Annotated in this window: 20 protein-coding genes and 1 pseudogene; 15 read left to right on the top strand and 6 right to left on the bottom strand. The window is 44.0% G+C overall.

Annotated elements, in window-relative coordinates; genetic code table 11:
- Positions 1-5 precede the first annotated feature (5 nt).
- The 4 genes from nqrE (at position 6) to nqrM (ending at position 3,264) form a co-directional block, all read left to right on the top strand.
- Positions 6-602 (top strand): NADH:ubiquinone reductase (Na(+)-transporting) subunit E, encoded by a 597-nt coding sequence (nqrE, locus tag QTN94_RS03040; RefSeq protein WP_004415327.1) that lies wholly within the window; start codon positions 6-8, stop codon positions 600-602.
- Between the two features lie 33 nt (positions 603-635).
- Positions 636-1,862: an NADH:ubiquinone reductase (Na(+)-transporting) subunit F gene (nqrF, locus tag QTN94_RS03045; protein ID WP_331426822.1), complete on the top strand. Its 1,227-nt coding sequence runs from the start codon at positions 636-638 to the stop codon at positions 1,860-1,862.
- Between the two features lie 141 nt (positions 1,863-2,003).
- On the top strand, positions 2,004-3,008 hold the full coding sequence (locus tag QTN94_RS03050) for an FAD:protein FMN transferase (RefSeq protein ID WP_331416143.1): 1,005 nt from the start codon (positions 2,004-2,006) through the stop codon (positions 3,006-3,008).
- 22 nt (positions 3,009-3,030) lie between these two features.
- Positions 3,031-3,264: a (Na+)-NQR maturation NqrM gene (nqrM, locus tag QTN94_RS03055; protein ID WP_006878001.1), complete on the top strand. Its 234-nt coding sequence runs from the start codon at positions 3,031-3,033 to the stop codon at positions 3,262-3,264.
- A 33-nt stretch (positions 3,265-3,297) separates the two neighbouring features.
- Here the strand turns inward: nqrM and QTN94_RS03060 are convergent.
- Positions 3,298-4,391: pseudogene (locus QTN94_RS03060) on the bottom strand (GGDEF domain-containing response regulator).
- Between the two features lie 129 nt (positions 4,392-4,520).
- On the opposite strand from QTN94_RS03060, the gene dinB reads away from it, so the two are divergent.
- Positions 4,521-5,612, top strand: a complete 1,092-nt coding sequence (dinB, locus tag QTN94_RS03065; RefSeq protein ID WP_331426825.1) for a DNA polymerase IV — start codon at positions 4,521-4,523, stop codon at positions 5,610-5,612.
- On the opposite strand, the gene QTN94_RS03070 is transcribed toward dinB, so the two are convergent.
- Positions 5,609-7,543 carry a RecQ family ATP-dependent DNA helicase gene (locus QTN94_RS03070; RefSeq protein WP_331426827.1) on the bottom strand — a complete coding sequence of 645 codons (1,935 nt, stop codon included), beginning with the start codon at positions 7,541-7,543 and terminating at the stop codon, positions 5,609-5,611. The genes dinB and QTN94_RS03070 overlap by 4 nt on opposite strands.
- 78 nt (positions 7,544-7,621) lie before the next feature.
- Between QTN94_RS03070 and QTN94_RS03075 the strand changes: the two genes are divergently transcribed.
- Together QTN94_RS03075 and QTN94_RS03080 are read left to right on the top strand one after the other, a co-directional pair.
- Positions 7,622-8,098, top strand: a complete 477-nt coding sequence (locus QTN94_RS03075; RefSeq protein WP_331426829.1) for a GreA/GreB family elongation factor — start codon at positions 7,622-7,624, stop codon at positions 8,096-8,098.
- Between the two features lie 56 nt (positions 8,099-8,154).
- Positions 8,155-8,898 (top strand): YggN family protein, encoded by a 744-nt coding sequence (locus QTN94_RS03080; RefSeq protein WP_269376655.1) that lies wholly within the window; start codon positions 8,155-8,157, stop codon positions 8,896-8,898.
- Positions 8,899-9,462: 564 nt separating this feature from the next.
- Here the strand turns inward: QTN94_RS03080 and QTN94_RS03085 are convergent.
- From QTN94_RS03085 to QTN94_RS03100, 4 genes are all read right to left on the bottom strand, one after another.
- Positions 9,463-10,551: a succinylglutamate desuccinylase/aspartoacylase family protein gene (locus QTN94_RS03085; protein ID WP_331426830.1), complete on the bottom strand. Its 1,089-nt coding sequence runs from the start codon at positions 10,549-10,551 to the stop codon at positions 9,463-9,465.
- Complete coding sequence (gene rimK / locus QTN94_RS03090) at positions 10,511-11,416, bottom strand: 30S ribosomal protein S6--L-glutamate ligase (protein WP_331416134.1); 906 nt, start codon at positions 11,414-11,416, stop codon at positions 10,511-10,513. The genes QTN94_RS03085 and rimK overlap by 41 nt, the downstream gene beginning before the upstream one ends.
- Positions 11,416-11,856 (bottom strand): ATP-dependent zinc protease family protein, encoded by a 441-nt coding sequence (locus QTN94_RS03095; protein ID WP_269376670.1) that lies wholly within the window; start codon positions 11,854-11,856, stop codon positions 11,416-11,418. Before QTN94_RS03095 ends, rimK begins: the two co-directional genes overlap by 1 nt.
- A 283-nt stretch (positions 11,857-12,139) precedes the next feature.
- Entirely contained in the window at positions 12,140-13,609 is a 1,470-nt protein-coding gene (locus tag QTN94_RS03100; RefSeq protein ID WP_331426832.1) for an aminoacyl-histidine dipeptidase, read from the bottom strand.
- Between the two features lie 1,018 nt (positions 13,610-14,627).
- On the opposite strand from QTN94_RS03100, the gene QTN94_RS03105 reads away from it, so the two are divergent.
- From QTN94_RS03105 to ribD, 8 genes are all read left to right on the top strand, one after another.
- Positions 14,628-15,917 (top strand): NCS2 family permease, encoded by a 1,290-nt coding sequence (locus QTN94_RS03105; protein WP_331426833.1) that lies wholly within the window; start codon positions 14,628-14,630, stop codon positions 15,915-15,917.
- A gap of 239 nt (positions 15,918-16,156) precedes the next feature.
- Complete coding sequence (gene tet(34), locus QTN94_RS03110) at positions 16,157-16,621, top strand: oxytetracycline resistance phosphoribosyltransferase domain-containing protein Tet(34) (protein WP_138973473.1); 465 nt, start codon at positions 16,157-16,159, stop codon at positions 16,619-16,621.
- Positions 16,622-16,720: 99 nt separating this feature from the next.
- Complete coding sequence (gene frsA, locus QTN94_RS03115; protein ID WP_331426834.1) at positions 16,721-17,968, top strand: esterase FrsA; 1,248 nt, start codon at positions 16,721-16,723, stop codon at positions 17,966-17,968.
- 103 nt (positions 17,969-18,071) lie between these two features.
- Positions 18,072-18,461, top strand: coding sequence for a sigma factor-binding protein Crl (gene crl / locus QTN94_RS03120; protein ID WP_331426836.1), 390 nt, complete (start codon positions 18,072-18,074; stop codon positions 18,459-18,461).
- Positions 18,462-18,629: 168 nt separating this feature from the next.
- Positions 18,630-19,763 (top strand): glutamate 5-kinase, encoded by a 1,134-nt coding sequence (gene proB / locus QTN94_RS03125; protein WP_269376678.1) that lies wholly within the window; start codon positions 18,630-18,632, stop codon positions 19,761-19,763.
- 11 nt (positions 19,764-19,774) lie between these two features.
- The gene (locus QTN94_RS03130) at positions 19,775-21,025 is read left to right on the top strand and encodes a glutamate-5-semialdehyde dehydrogenase (protein ID WP_331426838.1); all 1,251 of its coding nucleotides are present in this window, start codon (positions 19,775-19,777) and stop codon (positions 21,023-21,025) included.
- Positions 21,026-21,129: 104 nt separating this feature from the next.
- The gene (gene nrdR / locus QTN94_RS03135) at positions 21,130-21,579 is read left to right on the top strand and encodes a transcriptional regulator NrdR (protein ID WP_138973468.1); all 450 of its coding nucleotides are present in this window, start codon (positions 21,130-21,132) and stop codon (positions 21,577-21,579) included.
- A gap of 12 nt (positions 21,580-21,591) precedes the next feature.
- A complete protein-coding gene (gene ribD / locus QTN94_RS03140; protein WP_331426840.1) occupies positions 21,592-22,698 on the top strand; it encodes a bifunctional diaminohydroxyphosphoribosylaminopyrimidine deaminase/5-amino-6-(5-phosphoribosylamino)uracil reductase RibD in 1,107 nt (368 codons plus the stop codon).
- Position 22,699: the final 1 nt, after the last annotated feature.

The following is a 22,699-nucleotide window of genomic DNA, read 5'->3' on the forward strand; positions in this document are numbered from 1 at the left end:
ACGTCATGGAACATTACATTAGCTTGCTAGTTAAATCGATTTTCATCGAAAACTTAGCACTATCGTTCTTCTTAGGTATGTGTACATTCCTTGCTGTATCTAAGAAAGTTAAGACCTCTTTCGGTCTTGGTGTTGCGGTTGTATTTGTACTGACAGTTGCAGTACCAGTGAACAACCTGCTTTACACTTTCATTCTTAAAGAGAATGCGTTAGTTGAAGGCGTGGACCTTAGCTTCCTGAACTTCATCACCTTTATCGGTGTAATCGCAGCACTTGTACAGATTTTAGAAATGATCTTAGACCGTTTCTTCCCACCTCTGTACAACGCGCTAGGCATCTTCCTACCGCTGATCACAGTAAACTGTGCAATCTTTGGTGGCGTGTCTTTCATGGTTACACGTGACTACAACTTTGCTGAATCTGTTGTTTACGGCTTTGGTTCTGGTGTGGGCTGGATGCTAGCTATCGTTGCGTTAGCAGGTATCCGCGAGAAGATGAAGTACTCTGATGTACCTCCAGGTCTACGCGGTCTTGGTATTACGTTCATCACAGTTGGTCTTATGGCGTTAGGCTTTATGTCTTTCTCTGGTGTTCAACTGTAAGTCGGGTAAACGGCAGCAATTAAAGGAATAGTCATGAATACTATTATTTTTGGTGTAGTGATGTTTACCCTGATTATTTTGGCGCTAGTTTTAGTGATTCTTTTCGCTAAATCTAAACTAGTACCATCAGGTGACATTACAATTTCTGTGAACGATGACCCTTCTTTGGCGATCGTTACTCAGCCAGGCGGTAAGCTTCTGGGTGCTCTAGCAGGTGCTGGTGTATTCGTATCTTCTGCTTGTGGTGGCGGTGGCTCATGTGGTCAGTGTCGCGTAAAAATTAAATCAGGCGGTGGCGACATTCTACCAACCGAGCTTGACCATATTACTAAAGGTGAAGCGCGCGAAGGTGAGCGTCTAGCGTGTCAGGTTGCAATGAAAACTGACATGGACATCGAGCTACCTGAAGAGATCTTCGGTGTTAAGAAGTGGGAATGTACAGTTATCTCTAACGATAACAAAGCGACATTCATCAAAGAGCTTAAGCTGCAAATTCCAGATGGCGAATCAGTACCTTTCCGTGCTGGTGGTTACATCCAGATTGAAGCGCCTGCTCACCACATTAAATACGCTGATTACGATATTCCTGAGGAATACCGTGAAGATTGGGACAAATTCAACCTGTTCCGTTACGAGTCTAAGGTAAGTGAAGAGACAATCCGTGCTTACTCAATGGCTAACTACCCTGAAGAAGAAGGTATTATTATGCTGAACGTGCGTATCGCTACGCCGCCGCCTAATAATCCTGATGTACCACCAGGTATCATGTCTTCGTTCATCTGGTCTCTAAAAGAAGGCGACAGGTGTACTATTTCTGGTCCATTTGGTGAGTTCTTTGCTAAAGATACAGACAACGAGATGGTCTTCATCGGTGGTGGTGCGGGTATGGCGCCAATGCGTTCACATATCTTCGACCAACTTAAGCGTCTTAAGTCTACTCGTAAGATGTCGTTCTGGTACGGTGCGCGCTCTAAGCGTGAAATGTTCTACGTAGAAGATTTCGATGGCCTACAAGCAGAAAATGACAACTTCGTATGGCACTGTGCTCTGTCTGATCCAATGCCAGAAGATAACTGGGATGGTTACACAGGCTTCATCCACAACGTATTGTACGAAAACTACCTAAGGGATCATGACGCTCCTGAAGATTGTGAATACTACATGTGTGGTCCACCTATGATGAACGCAGCCGTAATCGGTATGCTGAAAGATCTAGGTGTGGAAGATGAGAATATCCTACTGGATGACTTCGGCGGCTAAATTTCAGCGTATTTGAAATTACATATATAAGATGGCTGACTGCTTAAAGTCAGCCATTGTTGTTTTAGAGTGGTAATAGTCGATACGTTGTAAAGTAACGTATGCGCTATTCCCGTTCCTCAATATACAGGAGTCTAACAAGTGAAAAAGTGGCTTGTTGCATTTGCTTCTCTGTTAGTACTAGCTGGTTGTGAAAAACCAGTTGAGCAGATCCATCTCAGTGGCCCAACTATGGGTACCACATACAATATCAAGTATATTTCGGCTGAAGGGCAACCTACACCTGAAGCGATTCAGAAAGAAGTTGATCGTCTACTCGAAGAAGTTAACGACCAAATGTCGACTTACCGTAAAGACTCCGAATTAAGTCGCTTCAACCAGAGTCAGTCAGCTGAAGCATTTGCCGTTTCACCTCAAACAGCGACAGTGGTGAAAGAAGCGATTCGACTTAACGGTCTTACTTTAGGTGCATTGGACGTCACTGTTGGTCCACTCGTCAACCTATGGGGTTTTGGCCCAGAAGGCAGACCGGAGGTTGTTCCAACAACTGAAGAGCTCGCGGCGCGTAAAGCAATGACGGGCATCCAGCATCTGAGTGTGAATGATGATGCTTTAGTGAAAGATATTCCTAACTTGTATGTAGATTTGTCTACAATTGCAAAAGGTTGGGGGGTCGATGTTGTTGCTGACTACATCCAGTCGCAAGGCATTCAGAACTATATGGTTGAAGTAGGTGGTGAAATGCGCCTAAAAGGCTTGAACCGTGAAGGTGTTGCGTGGCGAATTGCCATTGAAAAACCATCGGTTGAAGAGCGTGCGATTCAAGACATTATTGAGCCAGGCGATATGGCTGTTGCCACATCCGGCGATTACCGTAACTACTTCGAGCATGACGGAATTCGATACTCACACATTATCAATCCAGAAACGGGTAAGCCGATTAGCCATAAGGTTGTATCGGTAACGGTTCTTGACCAATCGTCTATGACGGCGGATGGGTTAGCGACTGGACTGATGGTATTAGGCGAAGAGAAAGGCATGCAGATTGCTGAAGAAAACAACATTCCTGTGCTTATGATCGTCAAAACGGAAGAGGGTTTTAAAGAACTAGCCTCTTCTGCATATAAGCCTTATACGAATAAATAATAACTCGAGCGAGCATGTCATTATGAGTACATTTTTGATTACATTTGGTGTGTTTATGGCCGTAATTGCAGCGATGTCAATTGGCTATATCATCCAGAAGAAAGTTGTAAAAGGCAGTTGTGGTGGACTAGGAGCGGTTGGTATCGATAAGGTATGTAACTGTCCTGAACCATGTGATGCACGTAAGAAACGAGAAGCACGTGAAGCGGCGCGTCAAGAAAAGCTAGCTGCATGGGAAAAAGACCGCATCGCTTAGTCCCGTCCTGTTAATACAAAACACAAACACCAGTCACTCGACTGGTGTTTTTTTTAACATTTCGTCGGTGAAAATAGTCCGGTTACGTCCCAGCTTCTTCGCCACATATAAGCGATCATCAGCGATCTTAATTTGGTCATGAATGTCCCCAGTGATACTACTTATGCCTATGCTGACAGTAACAAGTATGATATTTCCATTATGCTTTACGGGGGTTTTCTCGACACGTTGTCTCATGTTTTCAATGCGATTGATGAAATCATCGTATGGCGTGCATGATTGAATACAAAACTCTTCACCACCAAAACGCACCACGATATCATCAGGAAAATATATCTTCAGGATATTTGCGACTGTTTTAAGAGCAGCATCGCCCCCGTCATGACCATAATTGTCATTGACCTGTTTGAATAGGTCGATATCAATCATTGCAATGTTACGTAGCTGACAACCAGAGCAAGCCTGACTAAAGAGAAATCTTCGATTCCACAACCCTGTGAGAACGTCTTGATTAGCGAGTTTGTGTAACTCATCGGTTGCTTCCTTCATATCAAGCAACTGGTGAACCCGACAGTAAAACTCTTCTTGATTAAATGGCTTGGTGAGAAAGTCATTCGCTCCCGCTTTTAGAAACTGGGCGGTAAGGGTTTTCGATTCGTTGCCAGATAGCCCTATGATGGCGAGTTGGTTCTTATCGTACATCTGGCGCATTTCACGAGTCATGGATATGCCATCTTTAACCGGCATGTCGTGATCAGTGATAACAAACGTGATATCGGAACAGCTTTGCAGTTTTTCGAGTGCAACTTGACCGTTTTCCGCCTGCGTGGTGCGAATGTACTGATGTTCGAGCAACTGTGTCACATGGCGTCGGACTGTCGCTGAGTCATCAACAATGAGGGCATGGTGTTTGCTGTTATTAATAAGCCGTTTAGCTAGAGGAAGTAGATAGGAGATGGATGCCATGCTGTCTTTCAATATGTAGTCCAGAACCCCCTTTGCAATAACTGTTCGGCCTGTGCAAAAGATTCTGCACAGCAGACATGACAGCCTAAAGTAGTGAGCTGCTGTTTTAAGAAATTTTGGTAAGCGCGACTATCCTCTACAACCAAGACTTTATTGTTCAAAGCGGTGCCTCTTTTGTTACCTATAGAATTAATAATAACTGCATCCAACAAACTTGCGAGTGTCGAACAGGACAAATTTGCAGACAATTTGTACTTTGAGATATATATGTGATTTATTATACTGTTTATATGTACAGTCTATTCCGGTCATCGAAAGTGGATAAGAAAACGCGAAAAATCATACATATAGACATGGATTGTTTTTACGCGGCAGTGGAAATGCGTGATAACCCTTCATATCGTGGACGGCCACTCGCCGTCGGGGGACATGAAAAACAACGTGGCGTGTTAAGTACCTGCAATTATGAAGCGAGAAAGTTCGGCATCCGCAGTGCCATGCCAACCTCTAGAGCATTGCAGTTATGCCCACAGTTACTTGTCGTACCGGGAAGAATGCATGTCTACAAAGCGGTTTCAAAACAGATACACGCTATCTTTTCGCGTTACACAGCACTTATTGAGCCCCTGTCTCTTGATGAAGCGTACCTCGATGTGACGGATTGTCCTTTACATAAAGGCTCGGCAACCCTGATTGCTGATGCTATTCGTAGCGATATTTGGAATGAGCTACAGCTAACGGCATCTGCGGGTATCGCGCCAGTAAAGTTTCTCGCCAAGATTGCTTCTGATATGAATAAGCCCAATGGTCAGTATGTGATTCCTCCGGATAGAGTTCAAAGTGAGATAGACAATTTGCCGTTAGAGAAAATTCCGGGGGTTGGCAAAGTGAGTCTGGAAAAACTCCATCAAGCTGGGTTGTATGTAGGGCAAGACGTCAAAAACAGTGACTATCGCGATTTACTACTCAAGTTCGGCCGGCTTGGAGCCTCGTTGTGGAACAAGAGCCATGGTGTTGATGATCGTGAAGTCGTGGTTGAAAGGGAAAGAAAATCGGTTGGGGTCGAGCGTACATTTGCCGAAAATATTTTTTCATATGATGAATGTTGGCGTGTCATAGAAGACAAGTTGTTTCCTGAATTAGAACAAAGGCTAGAAAGAGCATCGCCAGACAAGGCGATCATCAAGCAGGGGATTAAAGTTAAATTTGCTGATTTTCAATTAACGACGATAGAACATATTCACTCGCAGTTGGAGTTGGAGTATTTTAAACAGCTATTGCATGACATTCTTAAACGTCAACAAGACCGAGAAATCCGATTACTGGGTTTAAGCGTGATGCTTAAACCCGAGGAACAGAGTAAACAACTGAGTTTTTTTTAATCTAGGCTTTCTACCCACAGCCTAACCTTACTGAAGGGGATGGCTTCAAGTTGACCAAACCCAGCTAAAGAGCGTGCTTTGATCTTGGTAAATACTGGTGTAGTGATCCCACAAAGAAATTTCGTTCTTAGATTGAGCGACAAAGGCGCACGAGCTTTGGTTTCCAATTGAACCAACCATTCACGAACTTGTTCTTGATCAGTCTCGCGTTGTACTAACTTGGGTAAGTGTGCGACTTCGCCACGACAGACGCTACAGTGGTTACAATTGGAAGGTGCGTGTTTATCGCCAAAATACTTGGCCAACCTTGCGCTAAGGCATTGACTTGATTCAAAGAAATCCAGCAGTTCGCGAATACGACTTACATCATTGGTTTCTTTATTTTTAAACAGAGAGGATAGTTTCTCAGCGAGTTCAGCGGTAGTGTTGGCTTTTGACGAAACTCGATAGACCTCAGTCATCAGTTTACTTTCTAGCTCTATCCAGCCTTTCTCGTTGAAATAGTTGAGTGCGGCTATGGCTCTTGAACGATCGCCTTGGAACTCTTGCCATAAGGTCTCAAAATCGACCTGACACCAAGTACGAGCTTGGGGTGAACAGTTAAATAGAGCGGTAATAAACGCACTACGTTGTGGATCAAAATGATTCACAATGCTTTGTTTATCGATGAGAAACTTAAAACGATAGTCTGCGAAATAGCTGTATTGTGACTCGATGACATCTTCCATCTCCATGTACACTAATAACGTTTTCAACGGAAGCTGGCGAATATTACTTTCTGTCGAGAGTCTGCTTAGCACGACTTCCCATTGAGGAGAAGAGTCAATCGCTTGTTTGAGGACAAACTCTATTTCGCTTGTCTCAGGCGTGTCGCCAAAAATAAAGTTCTCTAAGGTGCTGATACTATTTTGGTTCGCGAGTAATACGCATTGAGACGGATGCCCGTCTCGTCCTGCTCGACCTATTTCTTGCGCATAGTTTTCGATGGATTTAGGCAGATCGAAGTGAATGACTCGGCGAATATCAGATTTGTCCACTCCCATTCCAAAAGCGATGGTTGCGACAATACAATCTAGCTGCCCCTGCATAAATTGATTTTGAATCTGCTCACGCGTTTCATTGCCCATGCCTGCATGATAGGCACTGACGTTAAGGTTATTATCAGCCAGTAAGCGGGCAACCTGCTCGGCGGTATTTTGCAGGGTCACATAGACAATGGTGGGCAGTTTGGAGTTTGATTTAATTAAACTCAGTAGCGCTTCAGGCTTGTTTTCGTCCAAGCATGGTGAGACAGAAATATCGAGATTAGGACGATAAAAGCCAGTGACAACAACATCATCAGGTTCAATGGAGAACTTGCTCTGCATATCCTCGATAACCGTTTGTGTGGCTGTCGCGGTAAGCAATAGGACTTGAGGTATGTTTAATTCTTTCAGGTAGTGCGGCAGTTTGAGGTAGTCCGGGCGGAAATTGTGGCCCCACTCAGAGATACAATGAGCCTCATCGACGACCAGCAAAGATATCGGTACTTGGGAAATAAACTGCCTAAAGCGTTCATTCTTCAGCCTTTCGACAGAAATCATCAAAACCTTGGTATGTCCTTGTTTTACCAGATTCATGATCTGTAAGGACTCTTCACGGGTTTGGCTAGAGTCAATGGATGCCGCAGGAATTTGTTTGCTGCTTAGGAAGGCGAGCTGATCCTTCATCAATGCCAGCAGAGGAGAAACCACCAAGGTCAGATGAGGCAAGACGACAGCGGGAAGTTGATAACAGAGAGATTTACCTGAACCGGTAGGGAAAATTGCTGCACATGATTGGCCTTGCATCACTTTTTCGATAACCGCTTGCTGCCCTGTACGAAGTGATTCGAAACCAAAGGTGTGATGGAGTGTCTGCTGAAGATCGAATTCTTGGTTGGGGCTAAACATAATACTTGATTCCGGTATCTTTAAAGGGTAACGAGCTCTATTCTAAGGGCATTAAAATGATTGGAACATGGTTTTAGTATGAATAAGTTGGAACTAAAACGCATTATTCTGGATTTGCTAGAACGAAAATGGCAAATCGCGCAAAGCTCTGTTCAAAGGGCAATTGAATCGGCGACGGACGAAGAAACGGTTCCTGAGCATAAGTATGACACTTTAGCCCTTGAAGCATCTTATCTTGCCCATGGTCAGGCAATGCGCTTACAGGAATGTGAACAAGAAATTCGCGTGATGAAAGAACTTGTTTTGCCTATCGAGCCCGAAAAAGTGGTACTTGGATGTGTGATTTCATTACTGGACGATGACGATCAGAGCAAACGCTTTTTTATCTCACCATGTGCGGGTGGTTTAAAAGTGTCAATCGACGATGAGAGCGTCACATTAGTAACGTTTGATTCGCCATTAGGTCAGGCTCTCAAGTCAAAGAAAGTTGGAGAGGAAGTGACTTACAAGGTTGCCAGTGTAGAACATTGTTACGAGATTGAAACCATAAGCTGACAAACATCAAACGATTTCTGCTATGATAGGCATCAATAACTGATCGAGAGGTAACAATGAAAAAAGTATTACTGACATTACCTTTATTACTTTCCAGCCAAGTTTATGCTGCACAGTGCAAAGTTGACTTAAAAAACGAAATTCACTTGAATGGTGAGAGAATTGAAATTCACCAAGTTGGTGGTGAAACCGCGGTTGTCGATGCAGACAATGGCCTAACGATTCATGGTGAAAAAATTGAGTTGGATGATAGCCAGAAACAAGCTATTGCCCAATATCGAGAGAATATTAATGACTATTTGCCTAGAGCGAAGCAAATCGCCCAAGATGGCTTAGCACTCGCGAATGATATTGTTGATGATGTGGCAGAGAGCTTTGACGCGCCAGAGGCGTTTGATAGCGTCAAAGAGGCTATGAAGCAGTTTTATGCCGATATTGAAGCTCGATACTACAAGAATGGTGATTTGGTTTTACCTGCCGAAAGCTTTGGATCGCTAAATGAAACATGGGCTGAAGACTTAGAAAAAGCCAAAGCACTGTTTAATGAAGAGTTCATTACGAGTGCCTTTGATGCAATGTCAGCGAAAATGAAGGCAGAGGGTGGACTTAACTTAACTGAAATGGCCAACTCAATGGCGGAACTTAAAGAACGAGTTGCTAAACGTCTTGCCGAGCATGCGGCTGAAGTTGAGCAACAAAGTGAAGACTTTTGTGATTCTCTTGATCAAATGGCTGAACAAGAGCAGCAACTTCACGATAAGATCCCGCAATTGAAGGATTACCAAATCTTCACCATCTAATCCAATTTACTTTTTCGATTGTATTGAATAAAGAGCGCCTGTATGGCGCTTTTTTATGTCTTGAGCACTGGAATAGTGAATTGTTGTTTGATTTTTGCTCATTTGAGACTAATTTGTTGTAAATACCCTGAGAACTACCCGTGTGTGTTGATTGTTTAGTTTTGGCTAGTGTTTTGTACTTTTGTACTAGTTGACTGGTTCATTGGTGCGAATAGGTTGTATGGCTCAAACAAATAACACACAAACACGTGAGCATTTTGGTTCTCGTCTCGGTTTCATTCTTGCTGCGGCAGGCTACGTTAGGGAGTAACGCCACCGTTACTTCTGATCTTAATGGCTGTACCTGTAGTTTGGTACAACAATGTTAGAAGGGAGGAGTGTCCATCACATCAAAGCCTGAAAATGATTGGCACAAGGTGACGGCTCTTTGTGTTAAAGAAAGGTCGCTAGTCTTTTGGATGTACTCAGAGTGTTTAACGTTGATAATGAAACCCACTTGAATGTCAGTGGATAAAGGTATCTCAACGTCAGTATTTGCAACAAGTTGAGATACCTAAATAACGCTTATGAAGAAGAAATTTGACCCGTTGTAAGAGGGTCTACATCCAGATCATTCACTTTCTCAATGAATTCCTCTACCACCTGTTCTACTTCTTCGTCATCTTGTTCAAAGTAGGCTAGGTTGAATATGGCATCACCTTCATTGACCAGCGGCAGTGTTTGTTGACCGATAACAATACCGCCTTTACGGGCGATGAGTTCGATTTCACTGTGTCCCAGTGGAGCACTGATGTATGCCAATACTTGCCCTTTTTCGACTTTCTCGCCCAGAGTCACCACAGTGCGAAGAATGCCGTCACTTTCCGCACGCAGCCAACTGGTTGACTTGGCAATAACGTGTGTTGGCAGTTTTTTGCGAGTTGAGCGTAGCATACCGATAGCCTGCATTACTCGCTGAACTCCAATAAATCCAGCACTGATAGAGATTGGCTCGAAGCGTAATGCTTCGCCTGCTTCATAGGTAAGAACAGGGATACCCAGACGTTCAGCCTCACTGCGTAAAGAACCATCTCGTAGAGGAGCATCAATGATCACAGGAGTCGCAAATGCCTGAGCAATACGAAGTGTTTCAGGATTACTCAAGTCGGCACGCAGTTGAGGTAGGTTGGTTCGATGGATGGCACCGGTGTGGAGATCGAGTATGTAGTCACAACGTTTGGCTACCTGAGAGAAAAATGTGTATGCCATACGTGATGCGAGTGAACCTTTTTCACTACCAGGGAAGCAGCGATTTAAATCTCGTCTATCAGGTAAATAACGTGATTTGTGAATAAAACCAAAAACGTTAACTATAGGCACAGCAATGAGTGTTCCTTTTAGCTTGTTAACGTCAATGGTGTTAATCAGTTGTCTTACGATTTCAACGCCGTTGAGTTCATCACCGTGGATCGCCGCATTAACCATCAGTACTGGTCCTGCTAGCTTGCCGTTGATGACCTCAACCGGAATTGATAGTGGCGAGTGGGTATAAAGTCTTGCTGCATCTAACTCTATGACCTTACGTTCTCCCGGTGAGATAGACTCACCGAGAAATTCAAAAACGCTATTTATTTTAGCCTTTGCCACGAGTTTTAGTCCTTTTACTTGCCGCATTTTTCTCTATGAATTCGACAATCATTCCAGCAATGTCTTTACCAGTTGCGGTCTCAATACCTTCAAGACCTGGAGATGAGTTTACTTCCATGACTAATGGACCGCGATCTGATCTTAATAGATCCACACCGGCCACATTTAGACCCATAATTTTAGCGGCTGCAACTGCTGTACGGCGTTCAGTTGGGGTGATTTTTACTAATGATGCGCTACCACCACGATGTAGGTTGGAGCGGAATTCACCCTCTGCACCTTGACGTTTCATAGACGCAATCACTTTATCGCCAATGACGAAACAGCGAATGTCAGCACCGCCGGCTTCTTTAATGTACTCTTGCACCATAATGTTTGCTTTAAGACCCATAAAGGCTTCAATAACACTTTCCGCCGCTTTACGAGTTTCAGCTAAAACAACACCAATACCTTGAGTACCTTCAAGTAGTTTTATCACTACTGGAGCACCACCAACCATGTCTAAAAGGTCTTTTACATCGTCAGGTTTGCTTGCAAAGCCAGTAATAGGCATGCCAATGCCTTTACGTGATAATAGCTGCATCGAACGCAATTTGTCACGCGAGCGAGTGATTGCGACCGATTCGTTAACTGGATATACGCCCATCATCTCAAACTGACGTAATACCGCAGTGCCATAAAATGTAACTGAAGCACCAATTCGAGGAACAATAGCATCAAAGCCAGATAGCTCTTCACCTTTAAAGTGAATTTCTGGTTTGTCTGAGTTGATATTCATATAACAACGTAGCGCATCAATCACTTTTACTTCGTGACCACGGATTTTTGCTGCTTCAATTAGACGCTTCGTTGAGTAAAGAGTCGAGTTGCGAGACAGAATAGCAATTTTCATTATTTGTTTTCCTCGAAAGGGACTAAAAACGATTCTACAGGGTCGACGATGATACGATTATGCATTGCTGTTCGACCTAATAACATGCGAAAAGCCATATTTTCGCGATTAGTTAAAGTAATTTCTATTGGCCAACTTTTTCCGCCAAGTTTTATTTCTGATTCGATAACATAGCGTGACTCTTCATGTCCGCCCGAATCACGAACTATACGTTCATCAATAACTTTCGCTTCACATACAGTTTCGAAGTCCGTGTTATGTTGCATTGGGTGGATCCAGAATCTAACCCAAAGAGCTTCGTCCTTTTTAAAGCTCTCTACTTTGAATGCGTGTAAGCATGAGGTCCTGGCTCCGGTATCAATTTTTGCATTAATTTCTTCAATACCTAAACCCGGCAGGCTGAGGGTTTCTCGCCAACCTACTAATAGTTTTTCTTTCATCGCAGTAACAATATATTTAGAGAGAATTTAAGACACTCTAATGAAGTGAGCATCCCCGACATAACGCGGTTGACTACCGATTATATGGCTTGAAGAGGGTATGAGAATTTACCCTAAGGCGCTTCAAGGACGGCGACTGTAGCAACCATGCTATGGTGTGACTAACGAATTAAAATTGCCGTCACAACAAATTATACTTATTAAACAGTAGCATATAAAACAAAAAAAACCAGCTAATGTGAGCTGGCTTTTTGAATTACTTTTACTAATGGATTGGTGAATGTTATTTATTCGGAATTGCTTCTAACAATGCCACCATTTGGTCCCAGAATAGAGTGACTGTATCGATCTTAACCTTTTCATCTGGAGAGTGTGGGAACTTAATGGTTGGGCCAAAAGAAACCATATCCATATTAGGGTAAGGTTCTTTGAATAAACCACACTCAAGACCTGCGTGAATGACCATGATGTTTGGCTTGTGTCCGTAGATACCTTCATACATATCGCGGAAGATGGCCATGATCTCTGAATCAGCATCTGGTTTCCAACCTGGATATGCACCAGAAAACTCGATATTTGCACCAGCGAGCTCTGCAACAGAAGTCAACATACCTTCAACTTGTTGGCGACCAGAATCGATCAGCGATCGTACTAGGCATAGTACGTTGATGTGATCTTGTTCAGTCGTTACAACGCCAACGTTTAGCGACGTTTCAACAACGCCTTCTATCTCATCACTCATACGAATGACGCCATTCGGGCAAGCGTTCAATGCCGCAATAAAACGTTGCTGGTCAGCAATGGAAAGCACTTCTGACTGAGTTTCGATTGCTTGATTAAATGAGACAACGTCAGTTTCAACTTTACCCAGTTCGGTTTTTATCAAGTTGGAATAGAAGTCAAACAGTTCAGCCAGTTTAGCTTCGTTTTCAGCTGGAATTGCGACGGTAACAAATGCTTCACGAGGGATCGCATTACGTAAGCTACCACCACGGAACTCAATGAGGCGAAGATCTAACTCTTGAGCATGACCCGCTAAGAATCGAGCAAGTAATTTGTTGGCGTTCCCGCGACCTGTGTGGATATCACAACCAGAGTGACCGCCTTTAAGTCCTTTCAGGATCAGTTGGCGAGTAACAAGACCAGCAGGAATCGCTTCACGAGTAATATTGAACGTCATTTCACCATCGATGCCGCCCGCACAACCCATGTAGACTTCACCTTCTTGTTCAGAGTCTGTGTTTAGAAGAATATCGCCTTCCAACCAACCCGCTTCCAAACCAAATGCGCCAGTCATTCCTGCTTCTTCATCAATAGTAAGCAGAACTTCGATTGGACCATGTTTGATCTCTGTTGAAGCAAGCACAGCTAAACAAGAAGCCATACCAATGCCGTTGTCAGCACCTAGCGTCGTGCCTTTTGCGGTAACCCATTCCCCATCTATATAAGGTTGGATAGCATCTTTTGCGAAGTCATGATCTGTGTCTTCGTTCTTCTGCGGCACCATATCGATGTGTGCTTGGAGAACTACACCTTTCTTGTTTTCCATACCTGGTGTCGCGGGCTTTTTAATGAACACGTTACCTGTTGGATCACGACGAACATCTAGGCCTTGCTCTGTTGCCCAGTTAACAATGTACTGGGCAAGGGCTTCTTCATGCTTTGAAGGGTGAGGAATAGAGCAGATCTTATCGAAAAACTGCCAAAGTGGAGCAGGTGATAAGTTGCTGATTTCAGAATGGAATTCAGACACGGATGACTCCTTTTTAAGAATAATGCCAGATCATATGATTTGTAATCTTAATAATGTAGAGAATTAATCTGCATCTGGCCTATTAAGTAGAGGCACAGAATATCACTCCCAGAGTCGCGGGTGTAGTGAAACCGCAGCTGAATTATCTTGTGGCTATCACAGAATACGGAATTGTTTCGACTACGCTATGTGGCTAGATTCGTATAAAATGTAGGAAAATAAAACAATAAGCTGATAATTCTGTAATTTAATTACGGAATTATAATAATTTCTACTAGGTTTTAAATTTTTTGTGACTTTAATCACTTTGATGCTTGTAATTAAATTTCTTTGAGGTATATTTGTAACCAACTTCCCAAGCGAAGAAAGAAATGCTCAAAGGATGAGTCCGATTTGTCGCCTCCAAGGAACCGAGAAATCAATATTTGTAATCTGTTTTAATTGATTTAGAAGGTGATAGTTATGAAAGGTTTACCAAGTGCAGCGTTCTGGCTAAACAGCTCTGTTTACACAGGCAGCTTTACTTACCCAACAAGCTTCGGTTACTAACCCTAAGCTTGTCACTCTCGAACAGTTTGTTCACCCCTATTATTGGAATTCTTTACGGCTCCTATATAGCTGACATGATTCAACCGCCACTCAATCTGAGTGGCGTTTTTTTATCTATCCTTTTCCTCTACTCGATATATTTCTTGATTTAGGTGTATCGACCTATCTACCTAGTTATTACGCATTTAGGCACATATTTGTTTGCTTCTTCGCGCGAGTTTCCTAAGAAGAGTTTTCCGTTAGAGTAAAAAAGTGTCTTTTGAAAACTCTCTACTCAATGATGTTTATTGACTGAAATAAAACAAGAAAACACGCTTGCCTCTCATTGTTGTTTGTTTGAAATGTCGTTTTACAGTTAGAAATATTGATTAGAGTCATAATTCTATCTGGAATTTACTATTTGATGACTTTATAATTCGAGCCAATCGATTACGCAACCGTTTACTTTTTACCCTTTTAGGATTCGATCATGTTCGAAAAACTGTTCAAGCTCAGTGAAAACGGCACCAACGTTAAAACTGAGATCATCGCTGGTATTACTACTTTCCTGACGATGGCTTACATCATTTTTGTCAACCCAGCAATGCTTGCAGATGCAGGTATGGACAAAGGTGCTGTGTTCGTAGCAACCTGTCTTGCAGCTGCGATCGGCTGTTTCATCATGGGCTTTGTCGCTAACTACCCAATCGCACTGGCTCCGGGCATGGGCTTGAATGCCTTCTTTACCTACGGCGTAGTGTTAGGCATGGGCCATTCGTGGCAAGTTGCTTTAGGCGCGGTATTTGTATCGGGTCTGATTTTCATGGCGTTGAGTGTATTTAAGATCCGTGAATGGATTATCAACTCAATCCCAATGTCACTGCGTACAGGTATCTCTGCGGGTATCGGTCTCTTCTTGGCTTTCATCGGTCTACAAAATTCAGGTATCGTTGTTGATAACCCAGCAACACTTGTGGGTCTAGGACATATTACAGGTTTACAACCAGCGCTTGCTGCTCTGGGCTTTTTCCTGACCATTGGTTTGGTGTACCGCGGTGTGCGCGGCGCGGTTATGATCGCGATTCTTATTATCACTGCATTGGGTCTAATCGTGGGTGATGTTCAGTGGAGCGGCTTCATGTCTATGCCACCAAGTGTTGCACCAACATTTATGCAGATGAATATCGTTGATGTTTTTGAAGTGGGCATGATTTCAGTTGTATTCGCGTTCCTCTTCGTTGACCTATTCGATACGGCGGGAACACTCGTTGGTGTTGCAAGCAAAGCAAACCTTATTAAAGAAGATGGCAAGCTTCCACGTTTGAGCAAAGCGCTTTTGGCTGACTCAACGGCTACGTCTGTTGGTGCAATGATCGGTACTTCAAGCACGACTTCGTACGTTGAATCAACAGCAGGTGTGGCGGCCGGTGGCCGTACTGGTCTTACTGCTGTGGTTGTTGGTGTGTTGTTCCTACTGGCGTTATTCTTCTCACCATTGGCTGGTATGATCCCTGCCTACGCAACGGCTGGAGCTCTGTTCTACGTTGCGATTCTAATGATGTCAGGTTTAGTAAGCGTTGACTGGCGTGACCTCACAGAAGCGGCTCCGGTTGTTGTGACCTGTCTTCTTATGCCACTGACTTATTCCATTGCTGAAGGTATTGCTCTTGGCTTTATCTCTTACGCAGCGATCAAACTGCTAAGTGGCAAAGGTCGTGATGTTTCTATGAGTGTTTGGGTTCTTGCTGCGGTATTCATTATTAAATACCTAGTAGCTTAAGCGCTAACTCAGTGATTTAGTTCGCTAGTTAACCTCAAATACGCTATTTTTCGCCATAACAGTTGCTCTGTTATGGCGATTATTTTTGTAGTAGAGACAAATTCCCCATTGGTATTGTATGTCGCATCCGTTAAAATAATCGTTTGCGTAGCTTTTCCCCAGATATGTCTGGTGCAATCGTCCTGAGATTCTTGACGCGTTGCTGGGATGCAGATTTTAAAAATTATTAGGTTATTACAATGAGTAAAAAATTCATCATCACTTGGGACCAAATGCACACGTTCTGTCGCGAACTTGCTGAAAAACAGATGCCAGCAGAGCAGTGGAAAGGAATTTGGGCAGTGAGCCGTGGTGGTCTTGTTCCTGGTGCAATCCTAGCTCGTGAGCTGGGTATTCGTCATGTTGATACTATCTGTATTTCTAGCTACGACCATGATCACCAGCGTGATATGACGGTTGTTAAAGCACCTCAAGGCGATGGTGAAGGCTTCCTTATTGTTGAAGATCTTGTCGATAGCGGTGACACGGCGCGTAAACTGCGTGAAATGTACCCAAAAGCCAAACTGATCGCAGTATGTGCTAAACCAGCGGGTGTTGAACTGCTGGATGACTACGTTGTCGATATTGCTCAAGACACATGGATTGAGCAACCTTGGGATATGTCAATTCAGTACGTAGAGCCAATCAACCGTAAGCAAAAGTAGTCGCTAGATTGATATCTCGGCAAATAATTGATGGATGACCCTTTATTGGGTCATTTTTTTTATTACTATTTAGAAAATGATTTTAATTAGGTTGTACTAATGTCCGAGGAAGTCAGTAAGAACCTCTCAGAAACCTTATTCGCTAACCATAAGCAAGCGAAAGAGACTTCTGCGTTGACCCAATACATGCCAACAAGCGAGAAGTTTCTTGAAGAGAAACAGTTGGAAGATAGTTACAAGTGGTACCGAAACTTGCGCAGAATGCAGTGGGCGTGGCAGGGATTAGATCCTATCGAAATAGAATCTGTCCTCGCTAAAATTGCGGCTTCAAAACATTCTCGTACTCATGATGAGTGGCTCGACACTGTGATGGGATATCACAGTGGTAACTGGACATACGAGTGGACGAAATTGGGGATGCTACACCAGAAGCGTTCGGCCGAGCTAAAGGGTGAAATGGCGGCGGATGAGCTATTTAATGCATCGCTCTGTTTTAGTATCGCTGGTTACCCACATTTGAAAAATGACCGCCTTGCGACTCAAGCGCAGGTACTGGCAAGTAGCGCTTATACTGAAGCCACTAAAAAGACCGGATTTATCGTTAAGCGGATTGAAGTGCCATATCAGAAGAAGAGTATCGTTGCTCATCTCCATCTGACCAGTACGGAAAAGCCTCAGCCTGTAGTGATGGTCAGTGCTGGCTTAGATAGCCTACAAACAGATTTGTGGAGTTTGTTCCGCGATCATTTGGCGAAGAAAAACATCGCAATGCTCACTGTCGATATGCCTTCGATTGGACACAACATCCATTGGAACCTGACTGAGGACACGTCGTGTTTGCATCAGGCAGTGCTGAATGAGTTGTACAGTATCCCGTGGGTCGATCATCATAGAGTTGGTCTGATTGGTTTTCGATTTGGCGGCAATGCGATGGTGCGTTTGTCATTTATGGAGCAAGATAAAATCAAAGCGTGCGTATCATTAGGAGCACCTATTCACGATGTCTTGTCTTCGCCAGCCAAGTTAAAGCAGATGCCCAAAATGTATTTAGATGTCTTGGCATCGCGTCTGGGCAAAAGTGTGGTGGATATTAATAGTCTCGCAGGTCAGTTGATGGCATGGTCTCTTAAGGTTCAGGGGATTTTGTCTAGCCGTAAAACTCGTGTACCGATTCTCGCCATGAGTTTAGAGAATGATCCAGTCTCACCCTATAGTGACAATCAGTTAGTGGCACTTTTTAGTGATTACGGTAAAGCTAAGAAAATTAGTGCTAAAACAATTACACAAGGCTATGAGCAATCCCTCGATTTAGCGATAAAGTGGTTGGAAGACGAGCTAATTAGATGACATTTCAGCTAATTTAGACAACACTTAATCATATCGACTACCCAGACTTTTAAGTCCTTTCTAGTAGGCGATTATAATAAGTCAATGAATATGGAGATTCATTATGTCTGAACCGACGAAAAGTCCAACGCACTACCGCTTGTTATCAACCCTAAGAGCTATTGGTCCTTATCTACGAGAATCACAGAGCACGGATGGCATGTATATCTTTGATTGCTTGTCTGTGTGTGTAAACGACAAAAAATCTCCTGAACAAAGGGAGTTTTGGGGCTGGTGGTTAGAGCTCGAGAAAAACGGCGATCTATTTGAAGCTCGCTATCGAACTGGATTGTACGATGTGGCAGGTGAGTGGCAGGAGAAAGCATTACCGAAAAAAACGGTCGAAGATGTGACGCGCACTCAGGAGGCCTTCCATCAGAAACTGATAGAAACACTGGGTAAGGAGTTCGAAATACCAGTGGCAATGCATAAAGAGTCGGTAGAATTCGTCTAATTTTCGTTGCTTATTATTGTTGTTCACCAAAAAGGCGCTTTTTAGCGCCTTTTCTGCTTGTGAATTTGCCATTTGATTGCTAAAACATCAGGTCTAATCGATCTTGTTAGCCCATCTTCTTGCGCTAGGGTCGTGACGGTTTTTTATTTATTTCATAGTAGAAAGGCAATGAATCAAGAAAGCGGAAAAGCATCACAGTCTCAGACCGTGGTGGTTAAATTAGGTACAAGTGTTTTAACTGGTGGCACTCTGGCTTTGGACCGAGCTCATATGGTTGAGTTGGTTCGTCAATGTGCAGAACTGAAAAAGCAAGGCCACTCTGTCGTGATGGTCTCGTCTGGCGCGATTGCAGCAGGACGCGAACACCTAGGATACCCCGCACTGCCCAACTCAATGGCAAGTAAACAGCTACTAGCGGCTGTTGGACAAAGTCAGTTAATTCAGACTTGGGAGTCATTGTTCGCTATTTATGGACTAAAAATCGGACAAATGCTGTTAACACGTGCCGATCTTGAAGACCGTGAGCGCTTCTTAAATGCGCGTGACACCATCAATGCGTTAGTTGAAAACGATATTATTCCTGTTGTTAACGAAAACGATGCGGTGGCAACCAGTGAAATCAAAGTGGGTGACAATGACAATTTGTCTGCCTTAGTTGGCATTCTTTGTGGTGCTGACAAACTGTTACTTCTTACCGATCAAAAAGGTCTGTTTACTGCGGATCCTCGCAAAGACCCTAATGCTGAGTTGATTAAGGAAGTAAAAACCATTGATGACACGCTGCGTAAAATTGCAGGTGGCAGTGGTACGACACTCGGTACCGGTGGTATGGCAACAAAACTGCAAGCAGCGGATATTGCACGCCGAGCTGGTATAGAAGTCATTATTGCGGCTGGTAGTGCACCGAACGTAGTATTTGACTCATTGGGCGAACATCCACAAGGAACTCGATTCCTACCTTGTGAAGAGGCACTAGAGAACCGTAAGCGCTGGATATTGGCGGGGCCTGCTGCGTCTGGTGATATTGTTATTGATGATGGTGCTGTGAATGCTGTAGTCGGAAAGGGCAGCAGTCTATTGGCTAAAGGCTTAACTAAAGTAAGTGGTGAGTTTGCTCGCGGAGACGTCGTGCGAGTAACTGATGTCAAAGGCAAGCTGATTGCGCGTGGTATCGCGAGCTACTCCAGTCAAGATATGGCGAAGATCGTTGGCAAGCATAGTAAAGATATAATCGGAATACTTGGGTACGATTACGGCAACGAAGTGCTTCACCGTGATGATATGGTCGTCATCCAAGAATAAGGAAAAACAAAGTGGAACTGATTTCAATGGGGATCGCGGCAAAAGATGCGGCGTTCCAACTCGCGACTGCTTCGACAGCGCAAAAAACCAAAGCCCTAGCTATCATCGCTGATGAACTTGAAGCGAATGCAGACACTATTCTAGCTGCCAACGCTAAGGATATCGCCAAAGGCCGTGATGCAGGTTTGAGCGACGCATTACTTGATCGTCTTCTTCTTAACCAAGAGCGTCTATCGGGGATTGCCAATGACGTACGTAACGTTATCAGCCTTAATGATCCAGTGGGTAGCGAGCTAGATAGTAAAGTGTTGGAAAACGGAATGACGCTGTCTCGTCGCCGTGTTCCTCTTGGCGTCGTGGGTGTTATCTATGAAGCGCGTCCAAACGTGACCATCGATATTGCTGCATTGTGCTTAAAAACAGGTAACGCCAGTATCTTACGTGGCGGTAAAGAGACTTTTTTCTCTAACATGGAGTTGGTTAAGGTTATTCAATCTGCGCTAGCGAAAGCTGAACTTCCGGCTGCATCAGTACAGTACATTGAAAAACCAGATCGTGAATTGGTTTCTCAGCTACTAAAACTGGACGATTACGTTGATATGATTATTCCTCGTGGTGGTGCCGGTCTACACAAAATGTGTAAAGAGAACAGCACGATTCCAGTGATCATCGGTGGTTTTGGTATCAGCCATATTTTTGTGGATGAGAGCGCTGATTTGGTGAAGTCTCTGGATGTGGTAGAAAACGCTAAAGTTCAACGTCCTTCCGCCTGTAATGCACTTGATACTCTGTTAGTACATGAGAAAGTGGCGGCCGAATTCTTGCCAATGCTGATCGAGCGAATCAACGACCAAGTTACCTTTGTTGTCGAAGCAAGTGCGAAGCCTTTTATGAGTGCAGCCAAACAGCAGCGCGATGCGGTAGAGGGTGACTTTGATACTGAATGGCTGAGCTACACTCTGGGTGTTAAGGTAGTGGCGGATGTTAAAGAAGCGATTAACCACATGCGTGTGCACAATGCTAGCCACTCAGATGCCATCATGACCAACAGTCTTGTTAACTCGGAGTTGTTTATAAACTCTGCTGGTTCGGCTGCGGTTTATGTGAATGCCTCTACGCGTTTCACTGACGGTGCTCAGTTTGGTCTGGGTGCGGAAGTTGCTGTATCAACCCAAAAACTTCACGCTCGTGGTCCAATGGGTCTAGAAGAGCTAACCAGTTATAAATGGGTTGGTAAGGCGAACTACTTGCCGCGCAGTTAACAAATATCGGTTAACATTGGTTGAAAAAGGGGCTAACGGGCCCCTTTTGCTTTTATTCAGAATACTTAATCCGCTAAACTGTCTGTCACTTATATGGAGGTGATATGCATTGTCCTTTTTGCTCTGAGAATGATACTAAAGTGATCGATTCTCGCTTGGTTGCTGATGGCCATCAGGTTCGTCGCCGTAGGCAGTGTCTTGCGTGTAATGAACGTTTCACAACTTTCGAAACCGCTGAACTGGTGATGCCTCGTGTGATTAAATCTAACGGGAATCGTGAACCATTTAATGAAGACAAAATGGTGGGTGGTCTTCAGCGAGCATTAGAAAAACGCCCAGTAAGTGCCGACGCAGTCGATGTTGCGATTAGTATGATTAAGTCACAACTTCGCGCAACAGGTGAACGCGAAGTACCTAGTGAAATGATAGGTAACTTGGTGATGGATCAACTCAAAGAGCTAGATAAGGTTGCGTACATTCGCTTTGCTTCTGTTTACCGTAGCTTCGAAGACATTCGAGAATTTGGTGAAGAGATTGCAAGGTTAGAAGATTAAGGCCGTTTCTCTATGACTACCTTTACTCAGCAAGATTTTATCATGATGTCCCGCGCTATTGAGTTAGCAAAAGGGGGCATCTATACCACGGCTCCAAATCCCAATGTAGGCTGTGTTATCACCCTTGATGGTGAAGTCGTGGGTGAAGGCTTTCACTTGCGCGCTGGTGACCCCCATGCTGAAGTACACGCCCTTCGAATGGCAGGTGAAAAGTCAGTGGGTGCCACTGCATACGTGACGTTAGAGCCTTGCTCTCATTACGGCAGAACTCCACCATGTGCAGAGGGGCTGATCAAGGCCAAAGTGGCTAAAGTCATTTGCGCGATGCAAGACCCCAACCCCCAAGTCGCAGGGCGCGGGATTAAAATGCTGCGCGATGCGGGCATAGAAGTTGAAGTCGGCCTGCTAGAACAAGATGCGATCAATCTAAATCCGGCATTTATCAAACGAATGAAAAGCGGAATGCCGTTTGTTCAATTAAAAATGGCTGCTAGCTTAGATGGTCAGACAGCCTTGTCTAATGGCCAAAGTCAGTGGATCACATCTGCGCAAGCGCGTCAGGACGTACAAAACTACCGCGCACAAAGCGGCGCGATACTCTCAACCAGCAAAACCGTTATTGAAGACAATGCTTCATTGAATGTGCGTTGGGAAGAGTTACCTATTTCAGTACAGACGAAGTACCCACATCAGCAATTGCGCCAGCCAGTTAGAGTTATTCTCGATAGACAAAGCCAACTGACACCAGAGTTAAAGTTATTTCATACTGAAGGGGAGCGTTTAATTGTTTCACCACAAGGTGATGTGCAGCCAACGCTAAACTCAAATCAGCAAGTGGATTTAGCCGCGACATTTTCTCAATTGGCGACTGCTCATAACATTAACCATCTCTGGGTCGAAGCTGGAGCGACATTAGCGTCTAGTCTTATTCAGCAAAATCTAGTTGATGAGCTGGTGCTCTATCTGGCTCCTAAGATTATGGGAAGTGATGGTCGAGGATTGCTCGGCGCACTTGGGCTGGCGTCAATGGCCGATGTCATTGATCTTAATTTTAAAGATATCAGACTCGTTGGTCGCGATGTACGCATCGTTGCCACAATTGAAAAGAAAGAATCCTAAT

The organism is Vibrio sp. M250220 (genome assembly GCF_036533795.1).
In the GTDB taxonomy this organism is placed as follows: Bacteria; Pseudomonadota; Gammaproteobacteria; order Enterobacterales; family Vibrionaceae; genus Vibrio.

What these genes read in the sequence shown, in the direction of transcription:
- nqrE (WP_004415327.1), top strand. Translation starts at nt 6, where the DNA reads ATGGAACATTACATTAGCTTGCTAGTTAAATCGATTTTCATCGAAAAC.
- nqrF (WP_331426822.1), top strand. Translation starts at nt 636, where the DNA reads ATGAATACTATTATTTTTGGTGTAGTGATGTTTACCCTGATTATTTTG.
- nqrM (WP_006878001.1), top strand. Translation starts at nt 3,031, where the DNA reads ATGAGTACATTTTTGATTACATTTGGTGTGTTTATGGCCGTAATTGCA.
- dinB (WP_331426825.1), top strand. Translation starts at nt 4,521, where the DNA reads ATGTACAGTCTATTCCGGTCATCGAAAGTGGATAAGAAAACGCGAAAA.
- QTN94_RS03070 (WP_331426827.1), bottom strand. Translation starts at nt 7,543, where the DNA reads ATGTTTAGCCCCAACCAAGAATTCGATCTTCAGCAGACACTCCATCAC.
- QTN94_RS03075 (WP_331426829.1), top strand. Translation starts at nt 7,622, where the DNA reads ATGAATAAGTTGGAACTAAAACGCATTATTCTGGATTTGCTAGAACGA.
- QTN94_RS03080 (WP_269376655.1), top strand. Translation starts at nt 8,155, where the DNA reads ATGAAAAAAGTATTACTGACATTACCTTTATTACTTTCCAGCCAAGTT.
- QTN94_RS03085 (WP_331426830.1), bottom strand. Translation starts at nt 10,551, where the DNA reads ATGCGGCAAGTAAAAGGACTAAAACTCGTGGCAAAGGCTAAAATAAAT.
- rimK (WP_331416134.1), bottom strand. Translation starts at nt 11,416, where the DNA reads ATGAAAATTGCTATTCTGTCTCGCAACTCGACTCTTTACTCAACGAAG.
- QTN94_RS03095 (WP_269376670.1), bottom strand. Translation starts at nt 11,856, where the DNA reads ATGAAAGAAAAACTATTAGTAGGTTGGCGAGAAACCCTCAGCCTGCCG.
- QTN94_RS03105 (WP_331426833.1), top strand. Translation starts at nt 14,628, where the DNA reads ATGTTCGAAAAACTGTTCAAGCTCAGTGAAAACGGCACCAACGTTAAA.
- frsA (WP_331426834.1), top strand. Translation starts at nt 16,721, where the DNA reads ATGTCCGAGGAAGTCAGTAAGAACCTCTCAGAAACCTTATTCGCTAAC.
- crl (WP_331426836.1), top strand. Translation starts at nt 18,072, where the DNA reads ATGTCTGAACCGACGAAAAGTCCAACGCACTACCGCTTGTTATCAACC.
- proB (WP_269376678.1), top strand. Translation starts at nt 18,630, where the DNA reads ATGAATCAAGAAAGCGGAAAAGCATCACAGTCTCAGACCGTGGTGGTT.
- nrdR (WP_138973468.1), top strand. Translation starts at nt 21,130, where the DNA reads ATGCATTGTCCTTTTTGCTCTGAGAATGATACTAAAGTGATCGATTCT.
- ribD (WP_331426840.1), top strand. Translation starts at nt 21,592, where the DNA reads ATGACTACCTTTACTCAGCAAGATTTTATCATGATGTCCCGCGCTATT.